The sequence below is a fragment of the Phaeobacter sp. HF9A genome (assembly GCF_011806385.1).
Lineage (GTDB): Bacteria > Pseudomonadota > Alphaproteobacteria > Rhodobacterales > Rhodobacteraceae > Epibacterium.
The window spans coordinates 1-14670 of the sequence record NZ_JAATOX010000101.1 but is presented as its reverse complement, the minus strand read 5'-3'; the positions used below and the strand labels follow the sequence as shown (position 1 = coordinate 14670).

The 14670-nt window shown below is 63.8% G+C and carries 11 protein-coding genes; 8 read left to right on the top strand and 3 right to left on the bottom strand.

What is annotated here, in order from left to right:
• Both HCZ87_RS15640 and HCZ87_RS15635 read left to right on the top strand, forming a co-directional pair.
• A partial coding sequence (locus HCZ87_RS15640; RefSeq protein WP_167645154.1) for a mandelate racemase/muconate lactonizing enzyme family protein occupies positions 1 to 741 on the top strand: 741 nt, incomplete at its 5' end.
• A 205-nt stretch (positions 742 to 946) separates the two neighbouring features.
• Complete coding sequence (locus HCZ87_RS15635; RefSeq protein ID WP_167645152.1) at positions 947 to 1261, top strand: metalloregulator ArsR/SmtB family transcription factor; 315 nt, start codon at positions 947 to 949, stop codon at positions 1259 to 1261.
• Between the two features lie 457 nt (positions 1262 to 1718).
• Here HCZ87_RS15635 and HCZ87_RS15630 read toward each other — a convergent pair whose 3' ends face one another.
• Entirely contained in the window at positions 1719 to 4697 is a 2979-nt protein-coding gene (locus HCZ87_RS15630) for an ABC transporter transmembrane domain-containing protein (protein ID WP_167645150.1), read from the bottom strand.
• 315 nt (positions 4698 to 5012) lie between these two features.
• On the opposite strand from HCZ87_RS15630, the gene HCZ87_RS15625 reads away from it, so the two are divergent.
• Entirely contained in the window at positions 5013 to 5402 is a 390-nt protein-coding gene (locus tag HCZ87_RS15625; protein WP_167645148.1) for a DUF3307 domain-containing protein, read from the top strand.
• 163 nt (positions 5403 to 5565) lie between these two features.
• On the opposite strand, the gene HCZ87_RS15620 is transcribed toward HCZ87_RS15625, so the two are convergent.
• Together HCZ87_RS15620 and HCZ87_RS15615 are read right to left on the bottom strand one after the other, a co-directional pair.
• Complete coding sequence (locus HCZ87_RS15620; protein ID WP_167645146.1) at positions 5566 to 6240, bottom strand: TetR/AcrR family transcriptional regulator; 675 nt, start codon at positions 6238 to 6240, stop codon at positions 5566 to 5568.
• Between the two features lie 100 nt (positions 6241 to 6340).
• Positions 6341 to 6970, bottom strand: a complete 630-nt coding sequence (locus HCZ87_RS15615; protein WP_167645144.1) for a glutathione S-transferase — start codon at positions 6968 to 6970, stop codon at positions 6341 to 6343.
• A gap of 474 nt (positions 6971 to 7444) precedes the next feature.
• Between HCZ87_RS15615 and HCZ87_RS15610 the strand changes: the two genes are divergently transcribed.
• Genes HCZ87_RS15610 through HCZ87_RS15590 form a run of 5 tightly spaced genes read left to right on the top strand, consistent with a single transcriptional unit; the run spans position 7445 to position 14648 of the window.
• Positions 7445 to 9217, top strand: coding sequence for an ABC transporter ATP-binding protein (locus tag HCZ87_RS15610; RefSeq protein WP_167645142.1), 1773 nt, complete (start codon positions 7445 to 7447; stop codon positions 9215 to 9217).
• On the top strand, positions 9210 to 11126 hold the full coding sequence (locus tag HCZ87_RS15605) for an ABC transporter substrate-binding protein (RefSeq protein ID WP_167645140.1): 1917 nt from the start codon (positions 9210 to 9212) through the stop codon (positions 11124 to 11126). The genes HCZ87_RS15610 and HCZ87_RS15605 overlap by 8 nt, the downstream gene beginning before the upstream one ends.
• On the top strand, positions 11126 to 12154 hold the full coding sequence (locus tag HCZ87_RS15600; protein ID WP_167645138.1) for an ABC transporter permease: 1029 nt from the start codon (positions 11126 to 11128) through the stop codon (positions 12152 to 12154). Before HCZ87_RS15605 ends, HCZ87_RS15600 begins: the two co-directional genes overlap by 1 nt.
• The gene (locus HCZ87_RS15595) at positions 12151 to 13308 is read left to right on the top strand and encodes an ABC transporter permease (protein ID WP_167645136.1); all 1158 of its coding nucleotides are present in this window, start codon (positions 12151 to 12153) and stop codon (positions 13306 to 13308) included. Before HCZ87_RS15600 ends, HCZ87_RS15595 begins: the two co-directional genes overlap by 4 nt.
• The gene (locus tag HCZ87_RS15590) at positions 13305 to 14648 is read left to right on the top strand and encodes a CoA transferase (protein ID WP_167645134.1); all 1344 of its coding nucleotides are present in this window, start codon (positions 13305 to 13307) and stop codon (positions 14646 to 14648) included. Before HCZ87_RS15595 ends, HCZ87_RS15590 begins: the two co-directional genes overlap by 4 nt.
• Positions 14649 to 14670: the final 22 nt, after the last annotated feature.

Sequence of the window (14670 nt, the reverse complement as noted above, 5' to 3'; positions counted from 1 at the left end):
AAATTCGACCCCACCGGCCCCTATACGCTGCGGGGCGGCCATATGCCGGCAATGTCCGATATCTCCCGCTCGGTGGACTTCTGCCGGGCCATTCGTGCGGCGGTGGGGGATCGGGCCGACCTGTTGTTTGGCACCCATGGGCAATTCACCCCCGCAGGCGCGATCCGCCTCGGCCAGGCGCTGGAACCCTTCAGCCCGCTCTGGTTCGAGGAACCCACGCCCCCCGACAGCGCCGCCGAGATGGCCCGCGTCGCCGCCCAGGTCCGCATCCCCGTCGCCACCGGCGAACGCCTGACCACCAAGACCGAATTCGCCGCCATCCTGCGCGCCGGGGCCGCCGAAATCCTGCAACCGGCGCTCGGGCGCGCTGGCGGCATCTGGGAGGCAAAGAAGATCGCCGCCCTGGCCGAGGTCTTTGGCGCCCAGATCGCGCCGCATCTCTATGCCGGGCCGGTGGAATGGGCCGCCAATATCCATCTCGCCGCCTCGATCCCCAATATCCTGATGCTGGAAACCATCGAAACCCCGTTTCACCACCAGCTCATCAAAGGCGCGATTCAGATCGAGGATGGCTTTGTCCGCCCGCCAAACACCCCCGGGCTTGGCATCGAGGTCGACGAAGACCTCGCCCGCGCGCATCCCTTCACCGGCAGCGATCTGCATCTGAACATGCAAGAAGCCCCCTGCAACTATACCGACGGGAATCTGTTCGAAGGCGGCGCTCCCGCAATCCGGGAATAACATCCGCCGCCCGCCTCGCCACTTTAGGCGAGGCTCATCGGGTAATTGATGAGCGAATGATTGCTAAAAAAGATAAATTTTTATCAAAACTATTGCGAAGCCCCCGCAATCCGTGGCCCTACTCGGAGTGGCGCATTCTGCGCGCCCAAAATTGCGACCCGTCGCATGGCGGGCAACCAATGGCCTCCGAAAGAAGACGCGAACGATGACTGACACCCTAGACTTGCCCGCCGCCGCAATGGCAGAAAACGCATCCGAAGCCGCCGCCCTCCTGAAGGCGCTGGCCCATGAGGGGCGTTTGATGATCCTGTGTCATCTGGCAGGTCAGGACGAGCTCTCGGTCAGCGCCCTGGAAACGCTTCTGGACAAGCGGCAAGCCGCCGTCAGTCAGCTGCTGTCGCGCCTGCGCGAGGATCACCTCGTGGTTGCACGCCGAGAAGGAAAAACCGTCTATTATTCGCTGGCGGATGGACCTGCGACCGATATCCTGCACACCCTGCACGGTATTTATTGCGACTAGGAACACTGCATTCCGCAGACCGGCGCGCCTCGGTCCGATCTGACCTGATCCGGCCAAACTCAGCCGCAACCGGACCAGTGGCTCCAGGCCCCATTCCCGGCGCACAGCGCGCCAACTGATGCGGCGAGCGCGAGCCCCCGACACGCCCGCCTCCGGGCCGACCTCAAGCCACATCCGCCGCCAAGCGCCACCAAGATTTACTCCGCTTTTGCGACCCCGCCGCGACGGAATGCTGATCACGGCTCCCATAAGCACGGACCGAATTGCGCGCCGTGACATTCAATAAATAACCATAAAATCGACATCCCCAGACCGGCTATAATTGAATTTGATTAATCTGGAGCCTGCAAAGAACACGGGCCATAGGATGCAATAATATACCCTATGACTGAAAGCCTGACATATCACACAACCCCAGGAGGGGCTGTGCGCAATATCCATATCTTGCCACCGGCGTTTAGTTGGTGACGTAGCCAGCAACCACCTGCAACAGCTTGAACGCCGTGTTGGCGTCGTTTTCGACCACGGCGAGGAATTCCTCCTCCCCGATCCTGAGACAGGTCAGATCGCTTTCCGCCACCATCGAGAGCGCCCGGGGCTCCTTGCGGATCAAGCCCAATTCGCCCACCAGCCGGCCCGGGCCGACCCGCGCGATCAGCTGGCCCTCCTCGCCCTCTTCCTCGGCCGGAAGATAGAGCCCGGCCTCGCCGTCGATGATCATATAGGCGCCATCGGTGGCCGCCTCGTCCTTGTGGAACACGACGGTGCCGGGCACCGCCTCATACCAGCGCGCCCCAAAGGCCAGCAGCCGCAACTGACGGCGATTGAGGCCAGAGAACAGCTCGGTCGTTTCCAGCGCCCGCAGCTTGCGCGACAGATCCGCCGCCGAGGCGCTATCCTCTCCGCTCTGCCCCCGGTCATCGGCGCGCTCGTCCTTCAGGCGGCCCTGGCGCAGCTCGAAGTAATGGTCGAACCGATCCGGGTCGCGGAAGGCAGGCTCCAGGAAGATCAGCGTGGTATCGGGCAAGAGCTCGCGCAGATTGTCCTGCATGGCGCGTCGGGTGTCGCGATCAAAACTGGCCAGCGCGCTGTCCAGGATCAGCACATCCGGGCGCTTGATCGAGGCGCGACAAAAGGCCAGCGGCTCGGCAAAGCTCTGCCCCAGCCCCTGCCCGCCGACGGCCACCGGCAGATCAAAGATCAGCTCCACCACCATTTCGCGCACACCGGCCTTGTCGATGACCTCGGCCACGACGCGGCGCAAATCCTCGGCCCGCGCCCCGGCATTGTCGGAAATCTTGCCGAACATCGCGTTCTCCAGCACCGTGAACCCGGGCGAGAAATGCCCCTCGTAGAGCGGCACGAAAATATCATCCAGCGTTTCCAGAAGCTCCGCCCCGTGGCTGTCACGCAGCGACAGGATGCGATTCTCGATCTCGGTGCTGAAGGCCGGCCCCAGCGCCTCGGCCGAAATCGAGAAGGGCACGATCATCATCTGTGCCAGCTCCTCGGGCTCCAGCGCGTCGGCCCCTTTGGATTTCACCTTCTGCAACAGCTGCAACGCCGCCTCATAATCCGAGGCCTCCAGCCCCAGCTTGCGGAACAGCGGATGCGTGGTGCCATCCATGCCAAAGATCTGCCGCAGCATTTCCAGCACATCCTGCGCCAGGTTCACCAGGTCCTTGTCCAACCCGATCCTGCGCACCGTGCGCAGAAAATCATGCTGCTCCAGCAGCAGCTCATAAGTGATCGGCACCGTCCGGGTGGCATAAAGCAGGTTCTCCGCCACCGGCAGCGCCGGGTTATATTGCTCGCGGTTGTTGAAATGCGCAAAGGCATCAAGCCCGCTGTCCATCAGCGCCAGCTGCACATGTGGGCGCAGCTTGACCAGCGCTTCGGCCAGTTTCGGATGTTCGCGCTTGTCGAACACCTGATCCATGCCACGCCGCAACAGCGCCGTATCCGATCCGATTCCCTCGACGATTCGCAGCCACCAATCCCGCAGCTCTTCGGTGCGGTGGAACCCCGCGATTTCGGGATCGACCCAGTTCACATGGAAGGAATCGGCGCTGTTGCCCGCGCGCACCGCGTCCCGCTGGGCCCGCAGATCCGTCGGATCATCCGGGTCCTCCATCGGTCGCAGGCGCAGCGGCATCAACACGTTCTCCCCAAAGGAGCCGCGAAACAGCGCCGGGCGCGAGGTCGCATGTCCGATCCGCGTCGCCAGCACCATCTGGTGCAATGTGCGAATGTCATGCCCGGCCAGATGCACGCTGCCAGAGGCCGGCAGAACCTCGCGCGTCAACACCTCGGCCAAGGCCCGGCGATCCTCTTCCGAGGGCGCGGCAATGCCGATCAACTGCCCCTTGGGGAAGGTCGCGGTCAGATCCTCCAGCACCAGATTGCCATCGGCATCGCGCACGCTGACCCCATCCAGAACGATATCGCCATCCAGACGCGGCAGCTCCTCCGGCTCGCCCTCCATCAAATGTTCGTCCACCATCCCCTGCGGCGCGAACCGCTCCAGGATCACCTCCCAGCGCAGCGCCATGTCCTGGGTCTGGTTGTAATAGGTCAGCAGCTCTTTCCAGGGCGAAGCCAGATCCTTGTAGGCCGCCAGCGCCGCCACCAGCGCGCCCAGCGAAACCTTGCCCTGCAACACCAGATAGCCGCCCACCGCATAAAAGAAAAACGGCGTCAGCTGAGTAATGAAGTTATTGAGAAACTTCATGAAAAACTTTTTCTGATAGATCTCAAAGCGGATCTCGTAGAGCCGCCCCAGCCGATCCGTCACCCGCGCCATCCGATAGCGCCAGCCGCCATTCACGCGCAGGGTGGAGGCCCCGGCGGCGCTCTCGCCAATCTCCGCCGCCAGACCGCGCACCTCCTGGATGCGCTTCTTGTTCAGCCGGTTGATCCGCCGTTGCAGCATTGGAATCAGCCAGCCCTGAAGCGGGATCAGCGCGACCGCAGCGAGACCAAACCAGAAATTCTGCGCAAACAGGAAATAGAGGATGGTCAGCATCTGCCCCGCCTGGAGCACCGGCTGGCTGACCGCATCCCCCATCAAACCGCCCATCGGTTCTGATTCGGAGGTGATCATCGACACCAGCTCGCCCTGGCTGGTGCGCTCGAAATAGGGCTGCGGAAAGCGCAGCACCCGCGCGATCAGACTATAGCGAAACCGGCGCAGCATGCGCTCGGCCAGCACCCCCTTCATGGTATTGATGCGCATCTTGGTCAGCCCGTGCACCAACACCGACATCAGGAAGGCCCCGCACAGCAACCACAGATAGGTCAGCTGCTCCACCTGCATGCCCCAGACGTCGATGATGGAGGATTGCGCCCCGATGGCATCGTTGATGATGCGCTTGGGCAGCTCCAGCGTCAGATACAAAAGGGGAAACAGACAGGCCGTAACGGCAAGAAGGATCAACTGATCCCGTTTGGAATATTTCCAGATGAATCGGAAAAGCGAGCGTTCTATGGGAGGGCTCCGAGGATAATGCGGCAGCAACATGCGCCGAAAGTGACCGTGGTTTGCCATGGGTAGCGCGGTTTGCCCGCCTCAGGCAATGGCGCAAATATCGCATCCACAGGGGGCGTTGCCATAGGCTACCGGCGTCACCCGGTTGCGTCTGTAAGCTATTTCACAGACAGTCGAATGCAATATTTGTGATACAGGAAAAACCCCGTAAGGTCCGCATGGGCGCCGTCCACGTGTGCCGAAACTGCAAAAGGAGCACTCGCCTTGCCCGAAAATGTCGGTATCGTCCTGCTGCTGGTCTGCCTGTTGGAAGTCAAACATATGTTTGCCGACTTCTACCTCCAGACCAAGAAAATGCTGTCAGGCCGCTGCGAGTATTTCCATCCGGGACGGGCCCAACACGCCGCCGTGCATGCGCTGAGCTCCCTCATCGTGCTGTTCCTCTTTGGCAGCCCGCTTTGGTTCATGGTGCTGATCTGCGCCGCCGAATGGTTGGTGCATTTCAACATCGACTTCTGGAAGGCACATCATTCCGAATGCCGGCAATTGGAACCCACCCAGGGTGCCTATTGGCGCGCCATGGGCACCGACCAGCTGCTGCACCACCTCACCTATGTGGCCATGGCCGCCGCCTGGAGCATGGTTGCGCTCTAGCCAGCCACACAGAACGTAACAGGAACGCCTCGCGTGAACAAGAGCAAATCGCACGAGCCAACGTTCACCTTTTTCCAAATATCCTCGCCGAAGGCCGGCCTGTTGCCCGCCAGGGCAAAAAGGCTCAAACCTGCCGCGCGTCAGCGCGCCCGCATGACAGCTCTCAGCGGGACAGATCCCGCCAGTAGCGGCGGCTATAGTCGGCAAAATCGGCCAGCTCCGCCTCGGTTGGCGCCTCGCCGGTAAACACCTTGAGATATTCCGGCGTCATCTCCAGCCGGTATTCGTGGCTTTCTTCCGGCTCCGCCATGTCATAGCCCAGCTGCATGTAATAGAGCACCTTGGCCCGGGTCACCGCCTCTTTCTCGTCGCAGCCGTAGCGGGCAAACATCTCGGTCAGCCCCGCCACCCGGCGCGCATCCCCCGCCCGCATCCGCGCCCGCACCGCATCAGAGCGCCGCGCCCAGTCGCGGATCGCAAAATCCAGCGCCGTGTTGAACAGCTCAGGGTTCGCGATGCAATGAAACACATTCAACACCGCCCCCGTTACCCGCGGCGCCGGCAGCGCCGCCTGGGACAGCAGACCGGCGGTATTGGTCTCTTCCCAAAGCGTCAGCAGCGCATCCAGCAGATCCTGCCGCGACTTGAAATACCAATAGAAGGAGGAGCGCGAGACCCCCATTGCCTCGGCCAGCGCCAGGACCTTCACCCGCTCCACCCCGTCGCGGATCAGCACATCCATTCCCTGCTTCAGCCAGTCCTCGCGCGTGACCTTGATATTGCCAACCAGGGGCTGCGCCTCCGGGTCATCGCGGTGCAGAACGGGTTTTGGTGTCATCACTCGACCTCTGGGCAGATGGCCCGATCCTGGCCACCGCCGCACTGTGCCCGCAGCCCTGACCAAGCGCAAGCCGCCAAGCTGGGGGTCCGGCTGGGGATCAAACAGAGGCCGAAGGGCGCGCCGCGATCCGCGCCTGCCAGTCCCGCGTGGCGCTGTTGCCCTCCGGCACCCGCATGCGGATCACCTTGGCAAACTCCACAAAGACATAGGCGGTGATATCGGCAAAGCTGAACATCTCGCCTGCCAGATAGGGCAGCTCTTGCAGCTGCTCCTCCAGCAGCGCAAAGAACTGCACCGCCCGCGCCTGCCCGCGTTCTGCCAGCGCCGGGATCTGGGCATAGTTCTGCGGCCCCGGGATGGCGCGGTTTTCAAAGGCCGGATGGCTGTTGCGCAGCGCCTCGGCGATCGGCACCCCGCCCTGTTGCTCGGCGATGGCGGTCCACATCATCACCTGCCCCTTTTCCAGCGCATTCCGCCCCAACAAGGGCGGCTCGGGCTGAAGAGCCTCCAGATAGGCGGCAATGCCCAGGTTTTCCGTCAGCAAGGTGCCATCCTCCAGCGCCACCGCCGGCACCATCGCCTGCGGGTTCACCGCGCGATAGACCTCCGAAAGCTGCGCCCCCTCCGCGATGGAGATATCGCGGGTCTCGACCTCGATCCCCTTTTCCGCCAGCACCATCCGCGCCCGGCGCGGATTGGGCGCGGTGGAGCAATCGTAAAATATCATCAAAGGACCTCCCTGAAACAAACGGCGTGACACCCACGATAACCGCGGGTCAGCCGCGCTGATAGACAAAACACCGCCCCGGCAAGCCCCCCCCACAGGCAGCGACAGTTCAAACATATTTGCGAAATCCATCCGGTCGGAGCAGACCCTCATCCCGCCCGGCGCCAGCAAGGGCTCCACCAGCTCCGACACCATGCGGTCGACAGAAAGATCAATCCGCCTCGGCATGTTTGCCAGTGCACAATTTCTCTCCTGGGGTCGAACAGACCCGCCGCAGTCGTGGAAATGTCGCAAACTACCCGTATCAGCGCGCCGGGAACATGGGTTTCGGGGTCACAAATTGCCGTTCCTGCTTTCGCCTGCACCAAATGGCATTTGACTACACCCGTCACGCCGCGCGAAGGTATGCTCAAAAACAGGGAGATCTCTCATCACCAGTCTTGCGCAACAACCGCACGGCAGGGACCGCTAAGAATGCGCTCTCTCCTCACGGTTGAAGATTTAAGTATCGGGTTCGGGAAGGACAACCCGGTTGTACAGAATGTGAACTTCTCTGTCTGTCCCGGTGAAACCCTGGCCCTCGTCGGCGAAAGCGGCTCTGGCAAGACCATCAGCTGCCGCGCCGTGCTGCGCATCCTGCCGCGCGCCGCCCGGCTGCACTCGGGCCGGATGATGCTGAATGGCCCCGATGGCGACCTCGACCTGGCCCGCATCAGCGAGCGCCAGATGCGTCGTGATGTGCGCGGCAACCGCATTGCGATGATCTTTCAGGAACCCATGCGCTCGCTCTCGCCGCTGCACCGGATCGGCAATCAGGTGGCCGAGATCCTCTATCTGCATGGCCGCAAATCCGACAGCGAGATCAAACGCGACGTGCTGGACTGTTTTGAGCGCGTCGGCTTTCCCGACCCGGAGCGCACCTGGCGCGCCTATCCGTTCGAGCTTTCGGGCGGCATGCGTCAACGCGCCATGATCGCCATGGCGATGGTGGCCAAACCCGATCTGCTGATCGCGGATGAACCCACCACGGCGCTGGATGTGACCACCCAGGCGCAGGTGCTCGGCCTGATGAAGGAGCTGCAACAGGAAACCGGCATGGCGATGATCCTGGTCACCCATGATCTCGGCGTGGTGGCCAATATGGCCGAACAGGTGGTGGTGATGCACAAGGGGCGGGTGATGGAGAGCGGCCCCGCCGAGCCGATCCTGCGCGCCCCGGCCCATCCCTACACTCAGACGCTCTTTAATGCGGCGCCCAAGATCCCGCAGGCGATCTGCCCGCTGCGCGAGGGCAGCAAAGATCTGATCCTCGAGCTGAAGAACGTCACCAAGACCTTCACCCTCAGGTCCGGCAAAAGCTGGAGCAAACCGACGCTGGTGCGCGCCTGCGAGGCGGTGGACCTGAGCCTGCCGCGCGGCAAGACCCTCGCCATCGTCGGCGAGAGCGGCTCTGGCAAGACCACCGCCGCACGCATCGCGCTGGGGGCCGAAACCGTTGACCCCGGCGGCGAGATCCTGTTCCGCGCCACCACCGGCGGCGACCCGATACGGGTGCACGAGCTGGACCGCACCGCCCGCCGCGCCTTTCAGAAACAGGCGCAGATGGTGTTTCAGGATCCCTATTCCTCGCTCAGCCCGCGCCAGCGCATCCTCGACACGCTCTGCGAGCCGCTGGACATCCACCAGATCGGCAACCGCAGCGAGCGCAAGGACAAGGCGGCCGAGATGCTGCGCCTGGTGGGGTTGCCCAGCGATATGCTCAGCCGCTATCCGCATGCGTTTTCCGGCGGTCAGCGCCAGCGCCTGTCGATCGCCCGCGCCCTGATGCTGGACCCGGCCCTGCTGGTCTGTGACGAGCCCACATCGGCGCTGGATGTCTCGGTGCAGGAACAGATCCTGACCCTGCTCGAACACATCCGGGATGCGCGGCAACTGTCCTATCTCTTTATCAGCCATGACCTTGCGGTTGTGGCCCGCATCGCTGACGAGGTCGCGGTGATGCGGCGGGGGCTGATCGTTGAACAAGCCCCGCCCGAAGTGTTGTTTCACGACCCAAAACACCCCTACACCAAGGCGTTGATCGCCGCTCAGCCGGTGCCCGATGTGGACCGGCCCATCAACCTGAAACTCGTGGCCCAGGGCGCCGGTGCGCCCGAAGGCTGGCCGGAGGCCTTCCGCTTTGTCGGACAGGATGCCCCGCCGCTGGTGCCACTCGACCCCGGACATAAGGTGCGCTGCCATGTTTAATGCCCGAAACACCCTCCTCAGCCTCGCCGCGCTGGCGCTGGCCCTGCCCTGCGCCGCTCTGGCCCAGCCAAATGTGCAGGAAAGCGCGTTCTTGCAGCAGGCGGTCGAAGACGGCACCCTGCCCGCCGCCGCCGACCGCATCCCCGAACACCCGCTGGTGGTGGATGTCGCCGCCAAGGGCCGCACGCCCGGGGTGCAGGGCGGCACGCTCAACACCATGATCACCCGCTCCAAGGACATCCGCCAGATGGTGGTTTACGGCTATGCCCGGCTTGTCGGCTACAACGAGACATATGATCTGGTGCCCGATATCCTGGAGAGCTTTGAAAACGAAGGCGATCGCAAGTTCACCTTTCACCTGCGCCCGGGGCACAAATGGTCCTCCGGCGATCCCTTCACCTCGGCGGATTTTCAGTATTGGTGGGAGTATATCGCCACCAACAAGGAGCTGAACCCCACCGGCCCGCCGGATTTCGTGATCGTCCAGGGCGAGCTGCCGCAGGTGTCTTACCCGGATGAAACCACCGTGGTGTTTGAATGGTCCCGGCCCAATCCTGGCTTCTTGCAGGTGCTGGCGCAGGCGGTGCCGCCCTTCATCTACCGCCCCGCGGCCTATCTAAAGCAATTCCACAAGGAATTCGCCGACCCCGAAACGCTGCAAGAGGAAATCGACTACGCCCGCGTCAAGAGCTGGGCCGCGCTGCATAACAAGCTCGACAATATGGACAAGTTCGACAATCCCGACCTGCCGACGCTCCAGCCCTGGATCAATGCCACCGCCGGCAAGAAAATCCGCCACGAATTCACCCGCAACCCCTTCTATCACCGCATCGACGAAAACGGCGTGCAGCTGCCCTATATCGACCGGGTGGAGATGGAGATCGTCTCCGGCGGGCTGGTGGCGGCCAAATCCAACGCCGGCGAGTCCGACCTGCAAGCGCGCGGGCTGGATTTCCGCGACATCCCGATCCTGCGCAAGGGCGAGGCCGCAGGCGGCTATCGCACCGAGCTCTGGTCCTCGGGCACCGCCTCGCAGATCGCGATCTACCCCAACCTCAATGTGGCCGATGACGTGTGGCGCGACACCCTGCGCGACGTGCGGGTGCGCCGGGCCTTGTCGCTGGCGATCAACCGCGCCGCGATCAACAAATCGCTCTATTTCAACCTGGCCAAGCCCGGCGCCATGACGGTGCTGGAACAAAGCCCGTTCTTTGATCCCGCCCTACGCGCCGCCTGGGCGCAATTCGACCCCAAGCTGGCCAATCAGCTCCTGGACGAGGCCGGCCTGACAGAGCGCGACGGCTATGGCATTCGCCGCCTGCCCGATGGCCGCCCGATGGAGCTGGTGGTGGAAACCGCCGGCGAGCGTCAGGAGGTTGAAAACGCCCTGCAAATCATCACCGACGACTGGCGCGACGTCGGCGTGAAGCTGATCATGCGGCCGCTGGATCGCGACATCCTGCGCAACCGGGTGTTCTCCGGCACCACCATGGCCTCGGTCTGGTACGGCTGGGACAATGGCTTGCCGCAGGCCTATACCTCCCCCGCCTATCTCGCACCGACCGATCAGGTCTTCCTGTCCTGGCCGAAATGGGGCCAGTTCTACCAGACCGGCGGCGCCGTGGGCGAAGCGCCGGATATGCCCCCGGCGGAACGGCTGATGCAGCTTCTGCACGACTGGAACATGGCCGAAGACACCGAGGCCCGCGCCGAGATCTGGCGCGAGATGCTGAAGATCCATGCCGACAATATCTTTGCCATCGGCCTTGTCGCCGCCGCGCCGCAGCCGGTTGTGGTCTCCGACAAGCTGCGCAACGTGCCCAAAGTGGCGATTTGGGCCTGGGATCCCGGCGCCCATTTCGGTGTGCACCGGATGGATGAATTCTATTTTGAGGGCGGCAAGGACTGATGGAGATCCTGCGCTACGCCCTCTATCGGTTCTGCACCATGCTGCTGACCCTGCTTCTGGTCTCGGTGCTGGTGTTCTGGATCATCAATCTGCCGCCGGGTGATTTCCTGTCGAACCAGATCGCCGAGCTGCGCGCCACCGGCCAGCAGGCGGGCGTCGCCAAGGCCGAATTCCTGCGCACCGAATATGCGCTGGATAAGCCCCTGTGGCAGCAATATCTGATCTGGATGGGCATCGCCCCCGGCCCGCATGGGTTTTCCGGCATGTTGCAGGGCAATTTCGGCTGGTCCTTTGAATTCGACCGCCCGGTGAGCGAGATCGTCGGCGAGAGCCTCTGGCTCACCGTGCTGGTGAACCTCGCCGCCGTGCTGTTTGTCTATCTGGTCGCCCTGCCGCTGGGCGTTCTGGCGGCAGCGAAATCGCGCACCATCGTGGATTATACGGCGGCCTTTATCGGCTATCTGGGCCTTGCGACGCCGAACTTCCTGCTGGCATTGATCCTGTTTTACTACGGCCACAAACACCTCGGCCTGCCGATCGGCGGGCTGATGGCGCCCGAATACGAGGGCGCACCGATGAGCTGGGACAAGGTCAGATCCATCCTGATCCACCTGATCGTGCCCACCTTCGTGATCGGCACCTCCGGCGCTTCGGCGATGATGCAGCGGCTGCGCGCCAATATGCTGGACGAACTCGGCAAACCCTATGTGGAAACCGCCGTGGCCAAGGGCATGCGCCCGGCGCGGATGCTGGTGAAATACCCGCTGCGGGTGGCCTTCAACCCCTTTGTCGCAGACATCGGCAACCTACTACCCGCCATGGTCTCCGGCTCGGTGCTGGTCTCGGTGGTGCTGGGCTTGCAGACCATCGGCCCGGTGCTGTTGCAGGCGCTGAAATCGCAGGACATGTTCCTGTCGGGTTTTGTGCTGATGTTTGTCGCCCTGCTCACCCTGATGGGCACCATGATTTCCGACGTTCTGCTGGTCCTGCTGGATCCGCGCATCCGCTACAAAGGTCGTGACGCATGAGCCGCGAATACCCCGATGGCCGCTTTGTGGACGATGCGCCCTATGACCCCCAGGCCTCCATCCGCGAGCTGGAGCGCAAGGATCTGGATGCCGCCAACTGGGTGCTGATCTGGCGCAAGTTCAAATCGCACCGGCTGGGGCTGATCTCCGGCATTTTCCTGCTGTTTTGCTATCTGATGCTGCCCTTTGTCGGCTTCATCGCCCCCTATGGGCCAAATCAGCGCGATTCCGAACATATCTACTCGCCGCCGCAGTCGGTGAACTTCTTTCACGAGGGCAAATTCCTCGGCCCCTTCATCTATCCGCTGACCTCGGAGGCGGATCTGGAGACCTTCCAATGGGTGGTGAAGCCCGATTACGACAACCCCCAGCCGCTCGAATTTTTCTGCGAGGGGGCCGAATATCGCCTGGCCGGGCTGATCAAAGCCGACACCCATCTGGTCTGCGCGCCAGAGGGGGCGACGCTGTTCCTCTGGGGCTCTGACCGGCTGGGGCGCGATATCTTCAGCCGCATCCTCTTTGGCGCGCAATTGTCGCTGACGGTGGGTCTGATCGGCATCACCGTGTCCTTTGTGCTGGGGATCTTCTTTGGCTCGATTGCGGGCTATTTCGGCGGCCGCATCGACTGGGTGATCAACCGGGTGATCGAGATCCTGCGCTCCCTCCCCGAGCTGCCGCTCTGGCTGGCCCTCTCGGCGGCGGTGCCCTCCAACTGGTCGCCGGTGGCGGTGTTTTTCATCATCTCGATCATCCTCGGCATTCTGGACTGGCCGGGGCTGGCGCGGTCGGTGCGGGCCAAGTTCCTGTCCCTGCGCGAAGAGGAATACGTCCGCGCCGCCGAGATGATGGGGGCCTCCTCCGGCCGGGTGATCCGCAAGCATCTGCTGCCGAATTTCATGAGCCATCTGATCGCCTCGGCGACATTGTCGATCCCCGCGATGATACTTGGCGAAACGGCGCTCTCCTTCCTCGGGCTTGGCCTGCGGGCGCCTGCGGTCAGTTGGGGCGTGATGCTCAATGACGCGCAGAACCTCGCCAATATCGAGATCTACCCCTGGACCGCGATCCCGATGCTGCCGATCATCGTGGTGGTGCTGGCGTTCAACTTCCTCGGGGATGGGCTGCGCGACAGTCTCGACCCCTATCAGCAATGACCCGCCTGAGCGGCCTGCCGGATCCCGGCACCTATGAGGTCAGCGGCGCAGGGGTGCTACCCAGCGCCTATGCGGTCACCGAGCTGGCCAATGCCGCCTTTGGCGCGGTGGGTCTGGCGCTTGCGGATCTGGTGGTGGCGCTGAACCTGACGGCGCGCGCGCCGCGGGTCACGGTAGATCAGCGGCTGGCCTCGCTGTGGTTTGGCCATTCCTTCCGCGCCGAGGGCTGGGAGATGCCCTCGCTCTGGGATCCCATCGCCGGGGATTACCCCTGCGCCGATGGCTGGATTCGCCTGCATACAAACCTGCCCCACCACCGCGCCGCCGCGCTCTCGGTGCTGGGCTGTGCCGAGGACCGGCAGGCGGTCACCGCCGCCGTCGCGGGCTGGGAGGGTGACGCGCTGGAAAGCGCGGTGGTGGCGGCAGGCGGCGCCAGCGCCATGATGCGCAGCCGCGCCGACTGGCTGGCCCATCCGCAGGGCGCCGCCGTGGCGGCAGAGCCGCTGGTTGATTGGATCCAACCCCGCCGCGTGCGGCTGCGGGACCGCCCCGAGGCGCATCTGTCGCGCCCGCTGACGGGGATGCGGGTGCTCGATCTGACGCGCGTGCTGGCCGGTCCGGTTTGCACCCGCACGCTGGCCGGGCTCGGGGCCGAGGTTCTGCGCATCGACCCGCCGGGATGGGACGAGCCGGGCGTCTTGCAGGAGGTCGCGCTTGGCAAGCGGATGGCGCAGCTGAACCTGCGCAGCGCCGCCGGGCAGGCGCGTCTGCGCGATCTGCTGGCGCAGGCGGATGTGCTGGTGCATGGCTATCGCCCCGGGGCGCTGGATGCGCTGGGGCTGGATCTCGCCACCCGCGATGCGATTGCGCCCAACCGCGTGGAGGTGACGCTCAACGCCTATGGCTGGAGCGGTCCCTGGGCCGGGCGGCGCGGCTTTGACAGTCTGGTGCAGATGAGCGCCGGTATCGCCGAGGCCGGGCGCCATTGGGCCGGGGCAGTAAGGCCGGTGCCGCTGCCGGTCCAGGCCCTGGACCATGCGACCGGCTATCTGATGGCCGCCGCGGTGCTGGACGCTTTGGCGCAAGCCGCGCGTGGCGCTGAGGTCGCCGTTGCGCGTCTGTCGCTGGCCCGCATGGCCGAGGCGCTGGTCGCGCTGCCCAAACGGCTGGGTGGCGAGGAGATCACAATCGCCGCACCCGCAGATTTTGGCCCCGCTGAGGACAGCGGTTGGGGGCCTGCACGCCGGTTGCGGCCCGCCCTGACGCTGGCAGGGTGCCCGCTGTGCTGGTCCTTGCCCGCCCGCCCCAGTGGCAGCGATGCGGCCAGATGGCACTTCTAAAAGCCGCACGGGTCTGAGAGAT

Excerpts from the sequence above, each read along its gene's own strand:
- HCZ87_RS15635 (WP_167645152.1), top strand. The coding sequence starts at position 947 with ATGACTGACACCCTAGACTTGCCCGCCGCCGCAATGGCAGAAAACGCA.
- HCZ87_RS15620 (WP_167645146.1), bottom strand. The coding sequence starts at position 6,240 with ATGACACCAAAACCCGTTCTGCACCGCGATGACCCGGAGGCGCAGCCC.
- HCZ87_RS15615 (WP_167645144.1), bottom strand. The coding sequence starts at position 6,970 with ATGATATTTTACGATTGCTCCACCGCGCCCAATCCGCGCCGGGCGCGG.
- HCZ87_RS15610 (WP_167645142.1), top strand. The coding sequence starts at position 7,445 with ATGCGCTCTCTCCTCACGGTTGAAGATTTAAGTATCGGGTTCGGGAAG.
- HCZ87_RS15605 (WP_167645140.1), top strand. The coding sequence starts at position 9,210 with ATGTTTAATGCCCGAAACACCCTCCTCAGCCTCGCCGCGCTGGCGCTG.
- HCZ87_RS15600 (WP_167645138.1), top strand. The coding sequence starts at position 11,126 with ATGGAGATCCTGCGCTACGCCCTCTATCGGTTCTGCACCATGCTGCTG.
- HCZ87_RS15595 (WP_167645136.1), top strand. The coding sequence starts at position 12,151 with ATGAGCCGCGAATACCCCGATGGCCGCTTTGTGGACGATGCGCCCTAT.
- HCZ87_RS15590 (WP_167645134.1), top strand. The coding sequence starts at position 13,305 with ATGACCCGCCTGAGCGGCCTGCCGGATCCCGGCACCTATGAGGTCAGC.